The organism is Polynucleobacter ibericus, assembly GCF_018687955.1.
Taxonomy (GTDB): Bacteria; Pseudomonadota; Gammaproteobacteria; order Burkholderiales; family Burkholderiaceae; genus Polynucleobacter; species Polynucleobacter ibericus.
In genome coordinates this window covers 417,511-440,925 of sequence record NZ_CP061309.1, presented here as the reverse complement: position 1 = coordinate 440,925, position 23,415 = coordinate 417,511, and the positions used below count along the sequence as shown (strand labels likewise).

The 23,415-nt window shown below is 45.9% G+C and carries 21 protein-coding genes; 12 read left to right on the top strand and 9 right to left on the bottom strand.

Annotation, left to right across the window (positions count from 1 at the left end; all coding sequences use genetic code 11):
- On the bottom strand, positions 1-1,236 hold the full coding sequence (locus tag AOC20_RS02375; protein WP_215361130.1) for an MFS transporter: 1,236 nt from the start codon (positions 1,234-1,236) through the stop codon (positions 1-3).
- Between the two features lie 53 nt (positions 1,237-1,289).
- A complete protein-coding gene (clpB, locus tag AOC20_RS02370; RefSeq protein ID WP_215361129.1) occupies positions 1,290-3,893 on the bottom strand; it encodes an ATP-dependent chaperone ClpB in 2,604 nt (867 codons plus the stop codon).
- A gap of 94 nt (positions 3,894-3,987) precedes the next feature.
- Between clpB and AOC20_RS02365 the strand changes: the two genes are divergently transcribed.
- Complete coding sequence (locus AOC20_RS02365) at positions 3,988-4,233, top strand: GIY-YIG nuclease family protein (RefSeq protein ID WP_215361127.1); 246 nt, start codon at positions 3,988-3,990, stop codon at positions 4,231-4,233.
- Positions 4,234-4,256: 23 nt separating this feature from the next.
- Here the strand turns inward: AOC20_RS02365 and moaE are convergent, their stop codons facing one another.
- Genes moaE through AOC20_RS02335 form a run of 6 tightly spaced genes read right to left on the bottom strand, consistent with a single transcriptional unit; the run spans position 4,257 to position 10,291 of the window.
- A complete protein-coding gene (gene moaE / locus AOC20_RS02360) occupies positions 4,257-4,712 on the bottom strand; it encodes a molybdopterin synthase catalytic subunit MoaE (RefSeq protein ID WP_215361126.1) in 456 nt (151 codons plus the stop codon).
- Position 4,713: 1 nt separating this feature from the next.
- Positions 4,714-4,971, bottom strand: coding sequence for a molybdopterin converting factor subunit 1 (gene moaD, locus AOC20_RS02355; protein WP_215361124.1), 258 nt, complete (start codon positions 4,969-4,971; stop codon positions 4,714-4,716).
- Positions 4,972-4,989: 18 nt separating this feature from the next.
- Positions 4,990-6,228: a molybdopterin molybdotransferase MoeA gene (locus AOC20_RS02350; protein WP_251373133.1), complete on the bottom strand. Its 1,239-nt coding sequence runs from the start codon at positions 6,226-6,228 to the stop codon at positions 4,990-4,992.
- A gap of 37 nt (positions 6,229-6,265) precedes the next feature.
- A complete protein-coding gene (gene thrC, locus AOC20_RS02345; RefSeq protein ID WP_215361123.1) occupies positions 6,266-7,708 on the bottom strand; it encodes a threonine synthase in 1,443 nt (480 codons plus the stop codon).
- 19 nt (positions 7,709-7,727) lie between these two features.
- Positions 7,728-9,038, bottom strand: a complete 1,311-nt coding sequence (locus AOC20_RS02340; RefSeq protein WP_215361121.1) for a homoserine dehydrogenase — start codon at positions 9,036-9,038, stop codon at positions 7,728-7,730.
- Positions 9,035-10,291 (bottom strand): pyridoxal phosphate-dependent aminotransferase, encoded by a 1,257-nt coding sequence (locus AOC20_RS02335; RefSeq protein WP_215361119.1) that lies wholly within the window; start codon positions 10,289-10,291, stop codon positions 9,035-9,037. Before AOC20_RS02335 ends, AOC20_RS02340 begins: the two co-directional genes overlap by 4 nt.
- A 79-nt stretch (positions 10,292-10,370) precedes the next feature.
- On the opposite strand from AOC20_RS02335, the gene AOC20_RS02330 reads away from it, so the two are divergent.
- The 11 genes from AOC20_RS02330 to AOC20_RS02280 all read left to right on the top strand — a co-directional run bounded on the left by AOC20_RS02330 (position 10,371) and on the right by AOC20_RS02280 (position 20,807).
- Complete coding sequence (locus AOC20_RS02330; RefSeq protein ID WP_215361117.1) at positions 10,371-10,748, top strand: Mth938-like domain-containing protein; 378 nt, start codon at positions 10,371-10,373, stop codon at positions 10,746-10,748.
- Positions 10,748-12,439 carry an ArnT family glycosyltransferase gene (locus AOC20_RS02325; RefSeq protein WP_215361115.1) on the top strand — a complete coding sequence of 564 codons (1,692 nt, stop codon included), beginning with the start codon at positions 10,748-10,750 and terminating at the stop codon, positions 12,437-12,439. Before AOC20_RS02330 ends, AOC20_RS02325 begins: the two co-directional genes overlap by 1 nt.
- A 24-nt stretch (positions 12,440-12,463) precedes the next feature.
- Positions 12,464-13,630: a DegT/DnrJ/EryC1/StrS family aminotransferase gene (locus tag AOC20_RS02320; RefSeq protein ID WP_215361113.1), complete on the top strand. Its 1,167-nt coding sequence runs from the start codon at positions 12,464-12,466 to the stop codon at positions 13,628-13,630.
- A gap of 41 nt (positions 13,631-13,671) precedes the next feature.
- On the top strand, positions 13,672-14,634 hold the full coding sequence (locus AOC20_RS02315; RefSeq protein WP_215361111.1) for a glycosyltransferase: 963 nt from the start codon (positions 13,672-13,674) through the stop codon (positions 14,632-14,634).
- Complete coding sequence (locus AOC20_RS02310; RefSeq protein WP_215361109.1) at positions 14,635-15,504, top strand: formyltransferase; 870 nt, start codon at positions 14,635-14,637, stop codon at positions 15,502-15,504.
- Positions 15,505-15,529: 25 nt separating this feature from the next.
- Positions 15,530-16,576, top strand: a complete 1,047-nt coding sequence (locus AOC20_RS02305) for a bifunctional UDP-4-keto-pentose/UDP-xylose synthase (RefSeq protein ID WP_215361108.1) — start codon at positions 15,530-15,532, stop codon at positions 16,574-16,576.
- A 22-nt stretch (positions 16,577-16,598) separates the two neighbouring features.
- A complete protein-coding gene (locus AOC20_RS02300; protein ID WP_215361107.1) occupies positions 16,599-17,516 on the top strand; it encodes a polysaccharide deacetylase family protein in 918 nt (305 codons plus the stop codon).
- A gap of 33 nt (positions 17,517-17,549) precedes the next feature.
- Positions 17,550-18,017, top strand: coding sequence for a peroxiredoxin (locus AOC20_RS02295; protein ID WP_215361106.1), 468 nt, complete (start codon positions 17,550-17,552; stop codon positions 18,015-18,017).
- Positions 18,018-18,249: 232 nt separating this feature from the next.
- Complete coding sequence (locus AOC20_RS02290) at positions 18,250-19,911, top strand: PhoH family protein (protein ID WP_215361105.1); 1,662 nt, start codon at positions 18,250-18,252, stop codon at positions 19,909-19,911.
- Between the two features lie 52 nt (positions 19,912-19,963).
- On the top strand, positions 19,964-20,425 hold the full coding sequence (locus AOC20_RS02285; protein WP_433915462.1) for a C40 family peptidase: 462 nt from the start codon (positions 19,964-19,966) through the stop codon (positions 20,423-20,425).
- Positions 20,426-20,540: 115 nt separating this feature from the next.
- The gene (locus AOC20_RS02280; RefSeq protein WP_215361103.1) at positions 20,541-20,807 is read left to right on the top strand and encodes a hypothetical protein; all 267 of its coding nucleotides are present in this window, start codon (positions 20,541-20,543) and stop codon (positions 20,805-20,807) included.
- 105 nt (positions 20,808-20,912) lie between these two features.
- Here the strand turns inward: AOC20_RS02280 and dnaB are convergent, their stop codons facing one another.
- Entirely contained in the window at positions 20,913-23,363 is a 2,451-nt protein-coding gene (dnaB, locus tag AOC20_RS02275) for a replicative DNA helicase (protein ID WP_349814561.1), read from the bottom strand.
- Positions 23,364-23,415 lie beyond the last annotated feature (52 nt).

Below are 23,415 nucleotides of genomic sequence, written 5' to 3'. Positions count from 1 at the left end.
TTAAGCGGTCTTGGGCACAACTCCAGCTGACACCTTGAACACGGTTGGAATGATCATCAATTGGAATAAAACAATGCCAAAGAACAAGGCCTTTGGTAATACAGCATCCATGAAGAAACCGAAAATAAATGGGCCAACAGCAGCGCCTAAATCAATTCCCGAATAAACGATTCCATATACACGCCCCGCTACCCCTTTAGGAGTCACCGACTTCACTAAGAGGTCTCTTGATGGAGCAACCACACCATAACCAAAACCCAATCCAAAGAACAATACTGGAATCAGACTCACCGGAATAAATCCCGCTCCCAGCAATAAGCACATCACAATCGTTACAGATAAACAAGTAGAAACGATGCGTTCTGGTGCTTGAAGTTTTGCGGCGAGATAACCCCCAAACAAAACACCGCCAGCACTACCAAGTGCTAGCAAGGTAATGTAATAACTTCCTACATCTATAGGAACTTGATAGATATTAAATAATGCACTCGGAGCAAATGATTGCAAGCTCGACGTAGATGCCATGCTGAAGAAAAAGAAAATCCAGCATAACCAAACTGCAGTTAACTTCAGAAACGCAAATGGACTCTCCTGAGCAAGCCCAGGATTAGCGGCTTGGGTGCTTGCATGGGTATTCTCATGGCGCTCCTTGACGTTATCAAGGAGGTAGCTTTTATTTAGCCAAAGGATCGCTAAGATACATGCCTCTAGTAAGGCAGCAGACAAGAATGCAATACGCCAATCAGAAAATTGCGCAATCGCAACCATAAAGGCGGGAGCTGCTGCCCAACCTAAATATCCCGTTACACCATGCATTGAGTATGCATAAGGAAGATTGGGTGGTGATACCTTGTGATTGATGAGCGTGTAATCAACGGGGTGAAAAATACCATTACCACAGCCAGCAATGACTGCCCCCAATAACAACATCGCATAACCATTACTTTGGGAATACACCAGGGCTGCAAGCACCAGCAATCCAACACCACCGAACAACACCGGTCGTGCGCCTATGCGATCTACTAGAAAACCAGATGTGGCCTGAGCAATACAAGACACTACAAAGAAAACTGACATCAGCAAGCCGAGTTCGGCATAACTTAGTGCAAAAGCATCCTTCAACCATGGGAACATGGGAGGAAGTACTAAATGGAAAAAATGAGAGCTGCCGTGAGCCAGGCTAATGAGACCAATAACCCGGACATCACTGGCACGCCTACTAAGCGCAACAGTCATGTGCCGAGTTTACTGGTGCAGGAATATTCCTGCTGAACTACTTTTTATACTGCTTAGTGAACCTGACGGCTAAAGCTAAAGTCACCCGCCTTATCAACATCCACTGGCACCACATCCTTAGGACCAAACTTGCCTTCCAAGATCATCTTAGAGACAGGGTTCTCGATGTGCTGCTGAATTGCCCGCTTAAGTGGCCTTGCTCCAAAGACTGGGTCAAAGCCGACCTCCGCAATTTTATTTAAGGCAGCATCACTCACCTCAAGCTGCATATCCACTTTTGCTAAGCGATCTGACAAGTTCTTCAGCAAGATCTTCGCAATATTCGCGATATTGCCCTTATCTAAACCATGGAACACGACGATTTCGTCAATCCGATTTAAGAACTCAGGGCGGAAATGATTCTTCAGCTCTTCAAATACAGCCTCTTTAATCTCAGACTGCTTTTTGTCCGTCATGGACTGAATGAGATGCGAACCAATATTGCTAGTCATCACAATCACGGTGTTCTTGAAATCCACAGTGCGGCCTTGACCATCCGTCAAGCGACCATCATCCAGCACTTGCAGTAGCACGTTAAATACGTCTGGATGTGCTTTCTCGATTTCATCAAACAAGATCACGCTGTAAGGATGACGACGCACTTGCTCAGTTAAGTAACCGCCCTCTTCGTAACCCACATAACCTGGAGGCGCTCCAATTAAACGCGCCACGCTATGCTTCTCCATGAACTCACTCATATCAATACGAATAAGGTGATCTTCACTATCAAACAAGAAACCAGCTAATGCTTTACAAAGCTCGGTCTTACCAACGCCAGTAGGCCCAAGGAATAAGAATGATCCATACGGACGATTCTCTTCCGCCAAGCCAGCACGTGAACGACGGATAGCGTCAGACACTGCGCGAATAGCCTCTTCTTGGCCAACCACGCGCTTATGCAAGAGCTCTTCCATCTTCAATAACTTGTCGCGCTCACCCTGCATCATCTTCGATACCGGGATACCAGTCGCACGAGAGACCACTTCTGCAATTTCTTCTGCGCCAACTTGAGTGCGCAGTAATTTGTTCTTCACTACACCATCTTTATCGCCTTTAGCCTCTGCTGCAGCAGCAGACTTCAACTTTGCCTCGAGCTCAGGTAGCTTGCCATACTGCAATTCAGCAACTTGCTCTAACTTGCCATCGCGCTGCAGCTTCGCAATATCTGCTTTCACTTTTTCGATTTCTTCTTTGAGATTGGCGGCACCCAATACAGCACCCTTCTCCGCTTTCCAGATCTCCTCTAAATCGGCATACTCAGCACCAAGACGCTTAATCTCTTCTTCGATTAAGCCCAGACGCTTTTGAGAAGCCTCATCTTTTTCCTTCTTAACGGCTTCACGTTCAATCTTTAACTGAATGAGGCGGCGCTCGAGCTTGTCCATCACCTCTGGCTTGGAATCAATCTCCATGCGGATACGTGAACCGGCTTCATCAATCAAGTCAATAGCTTTATCTGGCAAGAAACGATCAGTAATATAGCGATGCGATAACTCGGCAGCTGCCACAATGGCTGGATCGGTAATTTCAATACCATGGTGAAGTTCATAGCGCTCTTGCAAACCACGCAAGATAGCAATCGTTGCTTCAACACTAGGCTCTTCTACAATCACTTTCTGGAAACGACGCTCAAGCGCTGGATCTTTTTCGATGTACTTACGATATTCATCGAGCGTAGTGGCGCCAATACAATGCAACTCACCACGCGCCAAGGCAGGCTTGAGCATATTGCCGGCATCCATAGCGCCATCGCCTTTACCAGCGCCAACCATCGTATGAATCTCATCGATAAAGATAATGGTTTGACCCTCGTCTTTAGCAACGTCACTGAGAACTGCCTTTAAACGCTCTTCGAATTCACCGCGGTATTTAGCGCCAGCCAGTAGCAAAGCCATATCCAGCACCAAGACACGTTTGTTCTTCAGTGTTTCAGGAACCTCGCCATTCACAATGCGCTGGGCTAAGCCCTCAACAATCGCTGTTTTGCCCACGCCTGGCTCACCAATGAGTACAGGGTTATTCTTACCGCGGCGCTGTAATATCTGAATGGTGCGACGAATCTCATCGTCACGACCAATTACTGGATCGAGCTTGCCCATGCGAGCACGCTCTGTTAAATCCACTGTGTATTTCTTTAAGGCCTCACGTTGACCTTCAGCATCTGCACTATTCACTGATTCTCCTCCGCGCACTAAATCAATAGCCGCTTCTAACGATTTACGATTTAAGCCATTCTCGCGAGCAACCTTGCCGAGCTCGCCTTTGTCATCTGCAACCACCAACAAGAACAACTCGCCAGCAATAAATTGATCATTGCGTTTGTTAGCTTCTTTTTCGCACAAGTTCAACCAATTACTGAGATCTCGGCCAACCTGGACTTCCCCGCTAGTGCCCTGCACTTCAGGAAGGTTGCTGATAATTTTTTCCACACCTTTTTCGAGACCGGCCACATTGACGCCCGCTCTTGTTAGCAAGCTCTTTGCGCCACCATCAGAATCACGCAACATTGCCAGCAAGACATGGGCTGGCTCAATATATTGGTTGTCTTTGGCTAAAGCGATACTTTGGGCCTCACTTAAGGCCTCTTGAAACTTAGTTGTTAATTTATCTATTCTCATTTATGTACTCCATATATCTATCTATAGAATATAAGGGCAATATGACAAATTTCAAGGTTTTTAGACCTTCTTTTTAAGCGAATTTATACCGATTTTGACCTGGCTTGTTTACCTACTGGAATGCGCTGACGGCACCTACTATGCCGGCATCACCAACCGTCTAGAACATCGCCTAGAAGCTCACAACTCAGGGCAAGGCGCTCGCTATACAAGAGCTCGCAGACCAGTTGTCCTTTTAGCTACACAAGAGCATACGGATCGATCTGAAGCCTCAAAGGCAGAGATCAAATTAAAGCAACTTCCTCGGTCAGAGAAATTGGCGTTTTTTAAAATTAAATAGGTAATGAGAAATACTGACGGGAACTACTTCATTTCCCAACGGGCCATTGCAGCCTCGTCAGTCACTCTGGCGTCAACCCAACGAGCACCTTCAGGGGTATCTTCTTTTTTCCAGAATGGGGCTGCCGTTTTAAGGTAATCCATGATGAACTCGCAGGCAGAAAAAGCTTCACCCCTGTGAGCACTAGTTACAGCAACCAAAACGATTTGATCTTCAGGTAGTAGCGGTCCAACACGATGAATGACTAAGGTTTGATAGATATCCCAACGTGCTTTAGCTTGCTCCAGAATTTGCTCTAGCGCCTTCTCAGTCATACCAGGGTAATGTTCAAGGGTCATGCCCTTTACTTGACTACCATCATTCATATCGCGCACGGTACCCAAGAAGGTGACTACTGCGCCCACTCGTGGATCGCCTTTGCGCAGCGCAGCTATTTCAGCGCTAAGGTCAAAATCGCTTTCTTGGATTTTGATCGACATATCAGCCTCCGGTCACTGGTGGAAAGAAAGCCACTTCAGCACCATCTTGTAATGCAGTATTTGCATCAACCATATGCTGATTTAGAGCACAGCGCAATACCTTGCCATCCGCTAAAACTTCAGACCAAGGATTGCCGCGCGTAACGAGGTGCGCCCTGAGGTCAGCAATCGTTTTTACGTTATCCGTAATAGTGACGCTCTCTTGCGAGACGCCAAGCGCTTCACGTAGTGAGGCAAAAAATCGTAATTCGAGTTTCATGAGTTAATCGTAAACCGATTATTTGAGAAGCGCATCAAAGGGGATGTACTTCACAAGATCACCCGCTTTAATTGGCTGATTTGGGGGACAGTCAACCAGGCCATCACCCCAAGAAGCGCTCGTAAGTACACCAGAGCTTTGATTTGGGAATAAGTCTAGACCGCCTTGATCATTGATTTTGACTCGCAAGAATTCATTGCGACGATCCGCTTTTGACCAATCAAAATCTGCGCGCATTGGGTAGGACTGAGCTTGCCTTGCTTCACGACCCTGTAACTTCAAAATAAAAGGACGTACAAACAGTAGGAAGGTCACAAAACTGGATACAGGATTGCCAGGTAAACCAATAAACCAAGCTTCACCATCTTTGGGCTCAGATGATTTACGTACCGTACCAAATGCCAGAGGCTTGCCAGGCTTAATGGCGATCTGCCATAAATCCAATCTTCCTTCAGCAGTCACTGCAGGCTTGATGTGATCCTCTTCACCAACGGATACACCACCAGAAGTAATAATCAAGTCATGATTTTTGCTAGCCTTGCGCAATGCCTCACGCGTTGCATCTAAACGATCCGGAACAATACCTAAATCCGTTGCGTCACAACCCAATGATTTGAGACAGGCTAATAAGGTATCGCGATTCGAGTTATAAATACCACCTGGTTTCAGTGGCTCACCAGGAAGCGCTAACTCATCACCGGTAAAGAATGCAGCAACCTTTACACGACGTTTTACATGCAAATGAGTTAAACCAGCTGAAGCTGCTACCCCCAACTCTTGTGGGCGCAAAAATGTGCCGGCAGTTAAACAAGCCTTGCCGGTTGTTAAATCCTCACCCCTCCGGCGAATCCACTGACCTGATGTTGGTGCAATGTTGATAGTTACCTGATTAGTTTCGCTGTCTGTTGTGCAATCTTCTTGCATCACAACTGCATCAGCGCCCGGAGGAACAGGGGCACCAGTAAAGATTCTGGCAGCAGTACCTGACTCCAGCTGCGTTCCAACTGAGCCAGCTGGAATACGTTGCGCAATTTTAAGAACACTACCGACTGATTGGGTATCAGCAGTTCGCACAGCATAACCGTCCATAGAAGTGTTATCCAAAGGCGGCACATCAACTAAGCTATTCACATTTTCAGCAAGCACGCGCCCTAGAGCAGCTTGCATTGGAACCTTTTCATTCTCAACAACAACTTGAGCATGAGAAAGCAAATGGTCCAAAGCCTGCTGTGCGGTCAACATTGGTGGCTTAGTCATATGATTTTTTATTACTTGAATTTTTCTGGGTTAAAAATTAACCCAGATGTGTAGTGATGAAAGTTTTCACCTGATTTACATCCGCATCAATATTCTCTACACGCTGTGGCTTGGACTTAATATCCTTAAAAGCCGGCGGACATTCAGCGGGACGACCCAAAGCAATCTCAATCGTCTCTTCAAACTTAATCGGTAATGCTGTCTCGAGAACTATCATCGGTATGCCAGCTTGCAAATGCTCTCGGGCAACCTTCACACCATCAGCAGTATGCGTATCAATCATGACGCCATAACGTTGGTCGATGTCACGAATCGTTGCTAGGCGATTCTCGTTAGTACTGCGACCTGATTGAAAGCCATACTTACCAAGGTCTTTAAAGACAGCATCTTTTGAGATATCAAAGCCGCCTGCTTCATCCACCTGCTTGAACATAGCTGCAGTGGCTTGGCCATCTTGACCCATAAAATCAAATACAAAACGCTCAAAGTTGCTGGCCTTGGAGATATCCATGGAAGGGCTTGAAGTGTGCAATGTTTCAGCAGACTTACGTGCCCGATAAACACCAGTACGGAAGAACTCATCGAGTACATCATTCTCATTTGTGGCAGCAATCAAGTGCTCGATAGGCAATCCCATCATGCGGGCAATGTGGCCAGCACAGATGTTGCCAAAGTTACCTGAAGGAACAGTGAATGAGACTTTCTCGGAGCTAGACTTAGTAGCCAAGAGATATCCTTGGAAGTAATACACCACTTGAGCAACTACACGTCCCCAGTTAATGGAGTTCACCGTGCCAATTTGGTTTTTAGCTTTAAAAGCGTGATCATTGCTCACTGCCTTAACAATATCTTGGCAATCATCAAAGACGCCAGCGACTGCCAAGTTAAAAATATTGGGGTCTTGCAAGGAATACATTTGCGCAGACTGGAATGAACTCATCTTGCCGCGTGGAGAAAGCATGAACACCTTCACGCCCTCTTTGCCACGCATTGCATATTCAGCAGCACTTCCAGTATCACCAGAAGTAGCACCCAAAATATTGAGATGCTGACCATTTTTCTTTAAAGCATATTCAAAGAGGTTGCCCAGTAACTGCATGGCCATATCTTTGAAAGCCAATGTAGGACCGTTCGATAGACTTAAAAGACCAATACGTGCGCCATGCTCTTCACCCAACCAATGTATCGGCGTGATGTCTTTAGCATTGTCTTGAGGGCGGCCATTGCAATACACCTGCTCGGTATAGGTTTTACGCAATAGCGCTCTTAAATCTGACTCAGGAATATCGTCGCAATACAAGCTCAATACTTCATAAGCAAGATCTGCGTAGGACAAACCACGCCAAGAATCTAATTGCGCCGCAGTAACTTTTGGATACTGGGTAGGCAAATACAAGCCGCCATCAGGCGCCAATCCACCCAATAAAATTTCTAGAAAGGATTGTTCTGGACTATTGCCACGGGTAGATTGGTAACGCATGTATTTTGCTGAGTTTTACTTAAGACAAATTTTCTAAACGGATCTTCACTACCTCACCAGCAACCGTTTTGAGATTTTGAATCTCTTTAATTGCGGCAAGCATGTTCTTTTCTTTGGTTTCATGAGTCAACGCCACCAAATCAGTTTGGCTTTCACCTTCATCAGCTTCTTTTTGCAAGAGCGCATCAATAGATACGCCATGTGAAGCCAAAATCTTAGTAATGTCTGCCAATACACCAGCTTGATCTGCTACACGCAAGCGCAAGTAGTAGCTAGTAGTAATTTCGCCAATCGGGAGAACGGGTGTGTCATGAACAGCATCTGGTTGGAAGGCTAAGTAAGGCACGCGATGCGCTACATCGGCACTTAATAAACGGGTTATATCCACTAAGTCGGCAATCACTGCAGAAGCAGTTGGCTCGGAGCCTGCACCTTTACCATAATACAAGGTAGTACCGACAGCATCACCAAATACTTGTACTGCATTCATAGCGCCTTCAACGTTTGCAATCAAACGCTTCGAAGGAATTAAGGTTGGGTGTACGCGTAGCTCGACACCAGAGGTAGTTTTCTTGGCAATGCCTAGCAACTTAATGCGATAGCCCAATTGTTCGGCGTATTTAATATCAATCGCATCTAATTTGGTAATACCTTCAACGTGCGCTTTTTCAAACTGCATTGGAATACCAAAGGCAATCGCACTCATGATAGTTGCTTTATGAGCTGCATCCACTCCTTCGATATCAAAAGTAGGATCTGCTTCTGCGTAACCTAAACGTTGTGCTTCTTTAAGAACGGTTCCAAAATCCAAACCCTTGTCACGCATCTCCGACAGGATGAAGTTGGTTGTGCCATTGATAATGCCAGCGACCCATTCAATGCGGTTAGCTGTTAAACCTTCACGCAAGGCTTTAATGATAGGGATGCCGCCAGCAACAGCAGCTTCAAATGCCACCATCACGCCTTTAGCATGGGCTGCTTTAAAAATCTCATTACCGTGAACGGCAATCAATGCCTTATTTGCTGTAACAACATGCTTACCAGCTGCAATAGCTTCAAGAACCAAGTCTTTAGCAATGCCGTAGCCACCAATGAGCTCAACAACAATATCGATCTCTGGGTTATTAATCACCGCACGCGCATCACTCACTACTTGGGCGTGATCTTTGACCAATTCTTTAGCGCGCTCTACATTTAAATCGGCAACCGTATTAATTCGAATACCACGCCCAGCGCGACGTGTAATCTCGTCTTGGTTGCGCTCGAGAACGGTAAATACGCCACCACCAACAGTGCCAATACCTAATAGACCTACTTGAATCGGTTTCATGATGCCTTTGCTGCAGTTGAAGAAGCCTTACGGCTGTGCTTATTACGATAACGCTCCAGAAAACGGGCAAGGCGGCTAATAGCTTCCTTGAGAACATCTTCGTGAGGCAAGAACACTACGCGGAAGTGATCAGGCTTACCCCAGTTAAAACCAGAGCCCTGCACTAACAAAACTTTTTCTTCTTTCAGGAGATCAGCAACAAATTGTTGGTCATCTTCAATTGGATAAACCTCGGGGTCTAACCTTGGAAATAAATACAAGGCTGACTTCGGCTTCACACAGGTAACACCAGGAATATCAGTAATCAATTTCCAAGCAAGGTCACGTTGCTTCGCAAGGCGGCCACCCTCACCAACTAAGTCATTAATACTCTGATAACCACCCAAAGCAGTTTGAATTGCGTATTGACCTGGCACGTTTGCACACAGGCGCATCGAGGCCAGCATATTGAGGCCTTCGATGTAATCGCGCACCATTTCTTTATCGCCCGAAACAATCATCCAGCCAGCGCGGTAGCCGCATGAACGGTAATTCTTAGAGAGGCCATTAAAGGTGATGGTGACTACATCAGTTGATAAGGATGCTAGAGAAATATGCTTTTCACCGTCATACAACATCTTGTCGTAGATTTCATCGGCAAACAAAATCAAACCATGTTCGCGAGCGATGTTTATCATCTCAATTAAGACTTCTTTGGAGTAAATCGCACCAGTAGGATTATTTGGATTAATCACCACAATTGCTTTAGTGCGCGGCGTTATTTTTTTACGCAGATCATTTAAGTCCGGAGCCCAATCTTTGGATTCATCGCAAAGATAATGAACAGGGGTACCACTCGACAAACTCACAGCTGCAGTCCAGAGCGGATAATCCGGCATCGGTACCAAAACTTCATCGCCGTCATTCAACAGTGCGTTCATTGAAAGTACGATGAGTTCCGAAACGCCATTGCCGGTGTACACATCATCTAAGGTCACGCCTTGAATGCCTTTTTCTTGGCAATACTGCATGATGGCTTTACGAGCAGCGAAGATTCCCTTGGAATCAGAATATGCTGAGGCATTACTTAAATTGCGAATCATGTCCAACTGAATCTCTTCAGGCGGATCGAAACCGAAAACCCCTACGTTTCCGATGTTTAATTTGATGATTTTGTGACCCTCTTCCTCCATGCGCTGAGCAAGCTCGAGCACCGGCCCACGTATGTCGTAACAGACGTTATTGAGCTTTTGGGACTTTAGGATCGGTTTCACAATAAATTTAAAGGTAAGTTCTTGAAATATGAGAAAAAACAGCTAGCTATAATCCACATAATTATGACAGAGAGTCCACTTGAAGCTTCAATCTGACCCCCACTCCGGAGCAAATACGATCACTGGCTACGGCGATGGCTACGTAGAGATCAATAAGGCCCCATACGACCATGCAGTTCTTCTGAGCTCCGATGGCGCCATCTCAAATTGGTCGGCCCAGTCATTTGATAGCCTAGAGGCTAGCCATTTCTCGCAAATGGTTGATTTAAAACCAGAATTAGTCATCATTGGGACTGGTAGTCGCCAACGCTTTCCCAAGCCAGAACTGCTCAAAGCCCTAGTTCAGGCCAAAATTGGCTTTGAAATTATGAATTCGCAAGCTGCTTGCCGGACATACAACATCCTGGTTGGTGAAGGTCGCCAAGTATTGCTGGCCCTGATTGTGGAGCCCGTTTAATGCAATTTGGTCAAATTCGGCAGTCGTCCGCTCTACATCCAGGCAAGATTTTGCTGTTGGTCATCATTTACGGCTTACTCTGGTTTGGCACCCTGAACTATCGTCACCTCATTCCGTCTGATGAGGGGCGCTATGCAGAAATTGCCCGCGAGATGCTGGTAACTGGCGATTGGATCACACCCCGCTACAACGGCTATAAGTATTTTGAAAAGCCACCATTACAGGCTTGGGCAACAGCAACTACATTTCAGGTCTTTGGTATTGGTGATTGGCAAGCACGTCTATGGACTGCCCTAACTGGCTTTCTCACAATTCTATTTGTCGGGTTTACTGGCGCACGAATTTATAACGCCAGAGCAGGATGGTTAGCAGCAGTAGTCTTAGCTTCTAGTCCGATGTGGATCATTAGTGGACACTTCAACTCGCTAGATATGGGCTTGTCCTCATTTTTAGTTGCAGCTCTATGTAGCTTGTTAATTGCACAAACTTCCCACAATAAAAATAGTTGTCGAAATTGGATGTGGGCTTGCTGGGCTTTCATGGCATTAGCTACTTTATCTAAGGGTGTGATTGGCGCAGCAATTCCTGCAATGGTTTTTATTGCGTACTCTATCAGCACTTGGGACTGGAAAATTTGGTCTCGTCTCCGTATCTTCAGCGGCAGTATTTTGTTCCTAGCAATTACTGCACCTTGGTTTGTATTGGTTGCACAACGTAACCCTGAGTTTTTAGAATTCTTTTTTATTCACGAACATCTGCAGCGCTTCACCCAAGATGCGCATAGCAGAACAGGTCCCATTTATTACTTTATTCCGCTGCTTCTCATTGGCATCATTCCTTGGGCTCTTCAAATCCCCGGAGCCATTGCCCAAGCCTGGAGTGAGCGCCGCCGCGAGTTCTCTGCAGGCTGGTTATTGGTGTGTTGGTTTGTGGTCATCTTTGCTTTCTTTAGCGTCTCTCGCTCTAAGCTACCTGGCTACATCATTCCCGTATTTCCAGCGCTTGCTTTAATCGTTGGCAACCGTTTAGATCACTTACTTGGACACACCAATACTATGGCTTTACCGTGGAAGCTGCAGACCATTGGGTTTGCCATTCTCGGTTGTATTGGATTTTTCTTTTTGGATGCCATTGGCAAGCAAGCTAGGCCTGATGAGATTGAAGCTTATGCGCGTTACACCTATTGGGTCATAGCTGCATTGGTAGCGTTGGTTATTTTTAGCGCCTACGCAGCATGGCAAAGCAAGCGCAATGGCATTCAAAGTATTGTGAGTTTTGCTTGTGGATTTTTTCTATGCGCCATCATCGCAGGTACGGGTCATGAGACTTTAGGTCGCGCAGTTTCTGGTATCGATCTGGTGCAACGAGTAAAAGCTTCTATTCCTGAAAAAGTAAATTTCTATTCTGTAAAACTCCTTGACCACACCGTGCCGTTCTATTTAGGCAGAACGATGATCATGGTGGAATCACCCGACGAGCTTGAATTTGGCGTCAATCAGCAGCCAGAGTTGTGGATGCCGACTTTAGATGCATTTATAGCCCGTTGGCAAGAAGATCAAACAGCCTATGCACTTATGGTTCCTGAGCAGTTTGATGCACTGAAGGCTAAAAACTTCCCCATGCAAGAAGTTGATCGCGACTCTCGCAGGGTCATCGTGAAGCATCCAGATACATCGAACGTGACGCAGTAACTCATTAAAGTAATATAAGACATCATGTCAAATTCCACTCCTGAATTTATCCCGTTTACGCGCCCCAGCTTCAACCAAGAAACTATTGACGCCGTTTCTGAAGTGCTGCGTTCGGGCTGGGTAACATCAGGTCCAAAGTTGGCAGAATTTGAAACGACTTTAAGTAAATACTTTGGCGATCGTCCGGTGCGCTGTTTTGCTAACGGCACTGCAACCATGAAGATTGCACTGCAAGTCGCAGGCATTGGTGAAGGTGACGAGGTCATCACTACACCTATTTCTTGGGTCGCAACTTCCAATGTCATCTTGAGTGTGGGCGCAAAACCAGTCTTTGTAGATATCGATCCCGTGACACGCAATATTGATTTAAATAAGGTTGCCACTGCAATCACACCAAAGACGCGCGCCATCATGCCGGTCTATTTGGCAGGCTTGCCAGTTGACATGGATCAGCTATACGCATTAGCCAGTCAATACAATCTTCGCGTCATTGAAGATGCTGCGCAAGCCTTTGGATCCCTGTGGAAGGGCAAAAAAATTGGAAGCTTTGGAGACTTAGTCAGCTTTAGTTTTCAGGCCAACAAGAATCTCACCACTGTTGAGGGTGGTTGCCTTGTATTAAGCAATGCTGATGAAGCAAAGCTGGCTGAGAAATTCCGCCTACAAGGATTAACCCGTCAGGGTATGGACGGCATGGATGTTGACGTATTAGGTGGCAAAGATAATTTGACGGATGTAAATGCGGCAATCGGCCTTGAGCAACTCAAGCAACTTCCCAATTATCAAGCACGTCGTACTCAATTAGCACGCCATTACTTTGATGCCATTCGTGCTGAATTAAAAACTGCCGGCTTAGATGATCTTCAATTAGAACTTCCAGTGGAAAACTTCACCGATAGCAACTGGCATATGTTCCAAGTTGTATTGCCCTTAGATCAGTTAAAAGCCGATCGCGCTCAAGTGATGACGGACTTAAAAGATTTGGGCATTGGCACTGGTGTTCACTACCCCGCGATCACTGGTTTTACGCTTTATAAAAACCAAGGCTATAAAACCTCAGACACGCCAATTGCACAACGTATTGGTAAATCCATTCTGACTCTTCCTCTATTCCCCGCGATGGCAGATGAAGATATTGGCCGCATCGCCAAGGGTTTCGTCGGAATTTTGCAGAAATACCGTAAAAACTAGTGTTCTTGGGTTAAGTCTACAGAATCAGGCAAAATTGCGGCATGACTGCAAATTTAGTTGCTAACCCAACACTCAGTATTGTTATCCCCGTTTACAACGAGGAAGATGGTCTCCAGGCTCTATTTGACCGTCTCTATCCTGCATTGGATGCTTTAGCCACCAAGCGCAAGATTGCCTATGAAATTGTCTTCGTCAATGACGGCAGTAAAGACCGTTCGGCAGGCATCCTTTCCAAGCAAGTGGAGTTGCGTCCTGATGTGACACGCGCAGTTTTATTTCACAGCAACTTTGGGCAACACATGGCCATCATGGCTGGCTTTGAATACGCCAAAGGTGAACACATCATTACTTTGGATGCTGACTTACAAAATCCACCTGAAGAAATTGATGCATTGACTGAGCAACTTTTAAAAGGTCATGATTACGTCGGTACTATTCGCGCAGATCGTCAAGACAGCTTCTTTAGAAAATTTGCTTCACGCGCCATGAATCGCTTACGCGAAAACATTACGCGTATCACAATGACTGATCAAGGTTGTATGTTACGCGGCTATAGCCGTCGTATCGTTGATTTAGTGCGTCAATGCGATGAGAGCAATACCTTCATCCCAGCGCTGGCTTATACATTTTCTGCTAACCCAGTAGAAATTTCTGTCAAACATGAAGAGCGCTTTGCTGGTGAATCTAAGTACAGCTTGTATCAACTCATCCGCTTGAATTTTGATTTGGTCACTGGCTTCTCTGTAATGCCACTACAGATCTTTTCGATCCTCGGCATGCTCCTATCCCTTGCAGCAGGCAGCTTGTTTGCTTATCTGCTCGTGCGTCGCTTCGTTCTGGGTGCTGAGGTTGAGGGCGTTTTCACTCTATTCGCTCTGACGTTCTTCCTCATTGGCGTGATGCTCTTTGGGCTTGGTCTGTTAGGCGAATATATTGGTCGCATCTATCAACAGATCCGCAAGCGCCCTCGCTATGTTGTGCAAACTGTTTTAGAGAAAAAATAATTGCACGCAGTCGTCTTTGCTTATCACGATGTAGGTGTTAATTGCCTAAAGGCACTTCTCAGTGCGGGTATACAGATTGACTTGGTTGTCACCCACGAAGATGATCCCAATGAGAATGTTTGGTTCGGCAGTGTGGCAAAGCTCTGCCAAGAAAAAAATATTCCGTACATCACACCAAGTGCACCTGAACTAGTAGATTTAATTCCGAAGCTCGAGGTAATCTCGCCCGACTATATTTTTTCTTTTTACTATCGCTTTATGATTCCCGCACAGATTTTGGCCTGCGCCAAAATTGCTGCACTCAATATGCATGGCTCGCTACTACCAAAGTATCGTGGTCGTGCACCCGTCAATTGGGCCATCCTGCATGGTGAAACCGAAACAGGTGCAACCTTGCATGTGATGGAAGCTAAACCAGATGCAGGTGATATTGTTGGTCAAGCCGCAGTCAATATTGGCCCAGATGAGACCGCTACAGACGTATTTAGCAAAGTAAGTCAGGCAGCAGTAAACGTAATAAATCAAGTCCTACCAAGCCTTTTGAAGGGAATCGTCCCCCGCCAAGCGAACGACCTGCAAAAAGGCAGCTATTTTGGTGGCAGAAAGCCCGCAGATGGGCAAATTCACTGGAATCAGACAGCCAAACAGGTCCACGACCTTGTCAGAGCCGTTGCACCCCCTTATCCAGGCGCCTTTACTGAACACAATGGCAAAGTCATGATTGTGGCTCGCACCAGCCTAAAAGGGCCATTTCCAGCCAACCTAGATCTTGGGGTTTGCGGCGTCCAAGTGGTTGATAATCGGGTATTCGGCATTTGTGGCGACCATCAAGCAGTTGAAATATTGGAATGGTTTCCAGCAAGCAAATAAATTAGATTAAGACGAGGCAGTAAAGATGAAAAAAGTACTCATTCTTGGTGTTAACGGTTTTATTGGTCACCACCTTTCCAAGCGCATTCTGGAGACAACCGATTGGGATGTCTATGGCATGGACATGCAAAATGATCGTCTGGGTGATTTGATTAACCATCCACGTATGTACTTCTTTGAAGGTGATATCACCATCAACAAAGAATGGGTTGAATACCACATTCGTAAATGTGATGTCATTCTGCCCTTAGTTGCCATTGCAACGCCTGCGACTTACGTACAGCAACCACTCAAGGTATTTGAGCTCGACTTCGAAGCCAACCTTCCGATCGTGCGCTCCGCAGTCAAATACAAAAAGCATTTGGTGTTCCCATCCACTTCTGAAGTGTATGGAATGTGTGAGGACGGTGAATTTGATCCTTCTAAATCCAATATGGTTTACGGCCCAATCAATAAGCCACGCTGGATCTACGCTTGCTCCAAGCAGTTGATGGACCGAGTGATTTGGGGTTACGGCATGGAAGGCCTACGTTTTACGCTCTTCCGTCCATTTAATTGGATTGGACCTGGCTTAGATAGCATCTACACACCAAAAGAAGGCTCATCCCGTGTGGTGACTCAGTTCTTGGGTCACATCGTACGCGGCGAACCTATCAACGTCGTTGACGGTGGCGCCCAGAAACGTGCCTTTACTTATATTGATGATGGCATTGATGCTTTGATGCGCATTATCGATAATAAAGATGGTGTTGCTAATGGCAAGATTTACAACATTGGCAATCCTAAAAACAATCACTCTATTCGCGAACTCGCTAACCAAATGTTAGAGATTGCTCGCAGTATTCCTGAGTACGCCAAGAATGCCAATGAAGTGAAGATTGTCGAAACTACTTCTGGCGCTTATTACGGCGAAGGTTATCAAGATGTGCAGAATCGTGTGCCAGCGATTGATAACACGATGAGTGAGCTTGGTTGGAAGCCAACTACAACTATGTCTGATGCGCTGAAGAATATTTTTGAAGCCTATCGTGAAGATGTAGAAAAAGCACGTCATCTAGTTGATAAAGAATAAGTAAAAGTAAATTTAAGAGTTCATGGCTAAGATTGCTCTCAAGGTTGATGTTGATACCTTACGCGGCACCAAAGAGGGCGTTCCCAATCTTGCCCGCACCTTGGAGCGCTTTGGCTTAAAAGCCACTTTCCTATTTAGCCTTGGGCCAGACCACACTGGCTGGGCCTTAAAGCGCGTCTTTCGTCCGGGCTTTCTGAAAAAGGTTAGCCGCACTTCTGTCGTTGAGCACTATGGCATAAAAACACTGCTCTATGGCGTACTTATCCCGGGCCCTGATATCGGTAAAAAAGCAGCCGCAGAGATGCGTGCCATTGATCAGGCAGGTCATGAGACTGGTATTCATACTTGGGATCATGTGGCTTGGCAAGATGCTGTGCGCAATCAAGACGCAGCATGGACTAAAGCAATGATGCAAAAAAGCTGGGATCGTTTTGTAGAAATCTTTGGGCATACGCCAGTCACTTATGGTGCTGCTGGTTGGCAAATGAACGAAACTGCTTTTGAGCAACTTGATCAATGGGGAATTACTTACTCTTCCGATGGTAGAGCTGAGCCCAATCTCATGCCCTATCGCCTTGCCTTACCATCTGGCAAAGCGAAACATGTGCAATACCCAACAACACTCCCTACTTTTGATGAACTGATTGGCATCGATGGTGCCGATGAATTTGGCGCAGTCAAAAAGCTTTTAGAGATCACCCAAAGCAATCCGAATGACCAGGTCTTTACTCTCCACGCTGAACTGGAAGGTCAAAAGTTATTGCCCGCATTTGAGCAACTGCTTGCTGGATGGCTAAATCAAGGTCACGACCTTGTCACCATGGGCGAGCTTCATAAATCCTGGGAAGCCACCAAGCAACTCGATAAAATAGCTGTACTGCCAGTGACTTGGGGTGAAATCCCCAATCGCAGTGGTGATTTAATTATTCAAAATAGTTAGAACCAAGAGACAATCAACCAACGAAGGATCATCATGACAGTAGCCATTGGTCAACCCATGCCACAGTGCGCAATTCCAGCAACATCTGGATTGACGTTTTCACCAGCGTCCGCAAAAGGTAAAAAACTGGTTCTCTATTTTTATCCTAAAGATATGACCCCAGGCTGCACTGCTGAGTCTGGTGAATTCAGAGACAACATCGAAGCATTTACCAAAGCCAATACACTAGTAGTGGGTGTTTCCCGCGATAGCCTCAAATCGCACGACAACTTCCGTAGCAAATTAGAGCTGCCTTTTGAGTTGGTTGCAGATACTGAAGAAAAGCTTTGCCAGATCTTTGGCGTTATGAAGATGAAGAATATGTATGGCAAACAAGTCCGTGGCGTTGAGCGCAGCACCTTCTTGTTTGACTCCTCCGGTAAGCTCGCAAAAGAGTGGCGCGGCCTTAAGGTTCCAGGTCATGTGACAGAAGTATTACAAGCGGCTCAAGCCACTAAATAATTTTTACAATAATTTGATCCGAGGTGCTTGCAAACCCCAAAATTTGGGGTAAAGTGATTCATATGCACCGTAAACGACGGGAAAGTCTGACAATCCGTTTGAACCAGAAACCTGAATATCTCAGATCAGGTGCGGAGAGCAACCCCCTCCGTTTTTTAACCATCGATGCAACCAGTTTTGTAATAAACCGTCAACGCACTCCGCTTGACGGTTTTTTCTTTTAGGAGAGTCCATGCCATTGCCCCCGATACCCACTCAAATTGCTGATCAAGTAAAACTCAGTCGTAAAGATACTCCCGACTTAAAGAAACGTCCTGCACCAGCAAAACCAGTGGTAGTGGAAGCTATTGATTGGACCAACGATGTGGAAGAAGATTTATCAGCAGCTGAAGTAGCCCTCGAAAAAATTAAGGCGGATCATCGGCCTGCGCATAATCAGCGCAATGAGAACAAGGCAGCTACACCTGCAAAACCTAAACGGGTAGTGCGTACTGGGCCTCCTAGCCTATTCGTTCTCGATACAAACGTCTTGATGCATGATCCAAGTTCCCTGTTCCGCTTCTCGGAGCATGACCTTTACTTGCCAATGACGACGCTTGAAGAGTTGGACAACCACAAGAAAGGCATGACCGAGGTAGCTCGTAATGCCAGAACCGTTAGCAGATCATTGGATCAATTGATTGCCGGCACCAGCGGCACCCTAGATGAAGGCATCCCTCTTAATAAGCTTGGCAATCAAGATGTCACAGGTCGCTTATTTTTCCAGACTAAATTAACTACACAAGCATTGCCAGAAGGACTTCCCGAAGGAAAGGGTGACAACCTGATTCTTGCTGTTGTTAGCGAATTACAGAAAACTCGAAAAGGTCAAGAGGTAGTGTTGGTATCGAAAGATATCAATATGCGCATCAAAGCACGCGCGCTTGGCTTACCTGCTGAAGACTATTTTAATGACCAAGTATTAGAAGATCGCGATCTGATGTATGCCGGTGTCATGCCTTTGAATGCAGACTTCTGGCCTAAACATGGTAAAGATATGGAAAGCTGGGCTGACTCCAAATCTGGGACTATGTTCTATCGCGTCACTGGGCCATCTGTACAAAGTATGTTGGTCAATCAGTTTGTCTACCAAGAGAACCCTGACGGATCAACGCCCTTCTATGCTCAAGTGCGAGAAATCAATGGCAAGACTGCGCTCTTGCAAACCTTGCGTGACTTTTCTCATCAGAAAAATAATGTCTGGAGCGTGACCGCCCGCAATCGCGAGCAGAACTTTGCCATGAACCTACTGATGAACCCAGATGTGGATTTTGTGACCTTGTTAGGTCAAGCAGGAACTGGAAAAACCCTGCTTGCTTTGGCTGCTGGCCTAGAGCAAGTACTTGATAGCAAGCGCTATAACGAAATCATCATTACCCGTGCAACAGTACCCGTTGGCGAAGACATCGGTTTCCTACCAGGTACCGAAGAAGAAAAAATGCAGCCGTGGATGGGTGCATTTGACGATAACCTTGAAGTACTTCAACGCAATGAAGATGGCGGTGCTGGAGAATGGGGTCGTGCCGCAACTCAAGAACTCATTCGCTCCCGCATTAAAGTAAAGAGCATGAACTTCATGCGTGGCAGAACTTTCGTCAGTAAGTTTGTGATCATTGATGAGGCGCAAAATCTGACTCCTAAGCAAATGAAAACTTTGGTTACCCGTGCAGGCCCAGGAACCAAAATCGTTTGCCTAGGTAATATTGCTCAGATTGATACGCCTTATTTGACAGAAGGTTCTTCTGGCTTAACTTATGTGGTTGATCGCTTCAAAGGCTGGCGTCACGGTGGTCATGTGACTCTAGCCCGCGGTGAGCGTTCACGTCTAGCGGATCATGCTGCTGACGCGCTCTAAGAAACCTTTCTCATGCCGCACTCTTGTAGGGTGCGGCATTTTTATTTGTAGCTTGCTGATCTTAAGCGGCTGTAGCATATTCAGCGGAAAATCAGCGTCGTCCACTAGGGTTGCCCAATTTAAGCAGGACACCAGCGTTGGCACTGAGGATATTTCTATTACTGCGGTAGGCTTGGTAGATGTTCCGTATCGATACGGCGGCAATACCCCAAAGGGTGGATTTGATTGCAGTGGGCTAATTGTGTACGTCTATAACAAAGCGGCAGGGATCAAGCTACCGCGGACTATTCAGCTAATGAGCAGTAAAGGCAGAAGTATTGAAGGTCAGCCACCCGCACCGGGGGATCTGGTGTTCTTTAACACCACCGGAGAAAAATATTCACATGCTGGAATCTATGTCGGACAAGGCAGATTTGTCCATGCTCCAAGCGCTGGCGGAACCGTGCGGCTCGACTACATCACTTCGCCCTATTGGGCGGCAAAGTTTACGGAAGCACGTCGTATGACGCCTTGATCGTCAGATTCTTTAGGGTTAATAGCGCTTTCCCTATGTTTCCGAAATTCTGCATTTTGATTACAGTCATTTATCGAGTAATCTATTTACTCATTTGCCCCCTACAGGAGATGTCATGAAAAAAATCATCGTTGCCTTAAGTATTGCTCTGAGTTTTGCTCTGCCAACCTATGCTTTTGCTGATCAAGCGGCTTGTGAAGCCAAGGCAGTCAGCAAAGAGGGTAAGCCTCTGTATGGGGCAGCAAAAGATGCCTCTATCAAAAAATGTATGGGAGATGCAAAACCAAATGATTGTGAAGCTAAGGCAGTTAGCAAAGACGGTAAGCCGCTGTATGGTGCAGCTAAAGCAGCCTCCATCAAAAAATGTGAAGGCGGTAAATAAGATTGCTTAGTTGATCTCATTTATTTGCTTCATAAAAAAAGCCTCACAGTGTGAGGCTTTTTTATCTATTTGCTCTTCTATTTAGTTTTTAGATTATTTCTTTGCTTAGAACGGCTCGTATCCACCAGAAGAGTAACCAATCGATCCCATCGCCAAGTTATCAAACTTGGTATACGGACCTTGCCAACTGAGGCGAACTGTTCCGATTGGTCCATTACGCTGCTTACCGATAATAATTTCGGCAACACCTTTATCAGTAGTGGTATCTGGGTGATACACCTCATCACGATAGATGAACATAATTAAGTCTGCATCTTGTTCAATAGCGCCAGATTCACGCAAGTCAGACATGATCGGACGTTTATTTGGCCGTTGCTCAAGACCACGATTTAACTGAGAGAGCGCTACTACAGGGCATTGCAATTCTTTTGCGAGAGATTTCAGTGAGCGAGATATTTCAGAAATCTCAGTAGCGCGATTCTCTGAACCAGATCCACTCATCAACTGCAAATAATCGATCACCACTAAACCTAGCGTTCCACCAAAGTTTCTGGCAATGCGACGCGCCCGAGCACGCAACTCTAAGCTGGATAAAGAGCCAGTCTCATCAATCAAAATTTGGGTATTACTTAAACGAGCAATGGCATCGGTAACACGTGGCCACTCATCATCCTGCAACTTACCAGTACGCATACGACTTTGATCAACACGCCCTACTGATCCGAGCAAACGAGCTGCTAACTGTTCGCCTGACATCTCCATGGAGAACACGACGACAGGTAAACCTTCTGCTAGAGCGACATTCTCAGCAATATTTAATGCAAATGCAGTGTTGTGGGTAACAACATAATCATTCGTTATATAAGTTCTTTGAGGATGGCTTACTGAAATACATTGGGCCTGAGACACTCTAGAAGGCTCAATACTCCTGAATGAAAGTCTACGTTGACGATCCCAACTTACTCTTAATCTTTCAGTCTTTTCAGGCAGAGTAAACGCTTGAAAACCAGGTCCAAAGCTCATATTCAAAAAATAAGATACACGACCTTGCTTCTTTTCACCCTTGTAGGTGTAGTTAGACTGTTTATGCGCTATGGAGCAAATACCGCCTAATGATCTAGCCAAAGATGCAACGTCCTCAGACAATTGCTTGCTTGCTGTACAAAAACGAATGGAGCCCCACTTTTCAATCCAACCATCAGTGTCCATTAATCCTTGGAACAACGCGAGACGAGAATTCTTATTCGCCTCAAGATAGGTAACTGGAATATATTTATCAAAACTTCTACAGCCTAGAACGCCTAATTCATTTAAGGCAGATCTAAAATAATTTGTCTTTACGGCCGCTCTTTGACCATTAGCGGCAATTCTCTCTTTCGAGACTAATCTCCAGTCATAAGCATTAGCATGCACTAACTCCATCTCAAAGTTAGCAAGCATATTCATGCGCTCAATAAGCTCAGGCGACTTGGTCGAAAACATCACAGAGCTATGAGATAGTGCGAGAGTGCCATCGCCTAGCAACGCACCTAAAACCCATGGATGAATCGGCAATGCATTCGAGTGACCAAAATCGCCAGACACAGGATCAACCCATAATCTATTTTTGTAGCGGACACACTGCAGCATTTCCATTAAGCGAGCTGTATTGATAACGCGTGGCCCCGACCAATCTCGGTACATCACACGCCATAGGTGCTCATCGCAACACTCAGCCACTCGCCCATCGGAGAAAGTGACTTTATAAATCTGTTTAATGCCTTGTGGATAAATACCAGTCACCATAGAGTGCTGACCATCGACAGAAGCAAGGCGATCACCAAACTTCAGATCACCCATTAACTTCCACCCATCCACAGTCTTTACTTTTGCATCTAGAGGTTGCGCCTTACCCATCGAAGGTCTTCCAGCCACAATTACTAAGTCGCCTTTTTGTAGGCCACTAGTTTGCTTATCTAAATCCAAAAAGCCAGTTGCAATACCAGTGATATCACTGCCGCCTTGACGGTTGTAGAGCTCATCAATACGAGCTACTACAGCCTTTAGCAAGGGTTCAATCTCGAGATAGTCGGCTTTGCGACTACCTTCTTCACCAATTTGCAAAATGCGTGACTCGGCTTCATCCAACAAGGTTCTAACAGTGCGACCTTCTGGTACGAATGCAGAATTCACAATACTGTCTGACACTTCAATCAGACGACGCAAAATACTACGATCACGAACAATATCGGCGTAGCCTTTAATGTTCGCGGCACTAGGTGTGTTTTGGGCTAGGGAATTAAGGTAATCAATACCAACCAAATCACCACCCTGCTCAGATTTAATTGCATCATGAACGGTAATGACGTCAGCGGGATGATTTTCGCCAACCAAACGAGCAATCGCCTTGTAGATCAAAGCGTGTTCGGGGCGATAGAAATCTTTATCGTTTAATACTCCACCCAGGTTATCCCAAGAAGAGTTATCGATCAGTAGACCGCCGAGCAATGATTGCTCGGCTTCTACAGAATGTGGCGGGACTTTTAAAGCCTGCACGACTGCATCCCCAGAACCCATCATGCCGGGATTCAGCGTAACGGAACGTGAACGGGATTCAGCCATGTGGCTT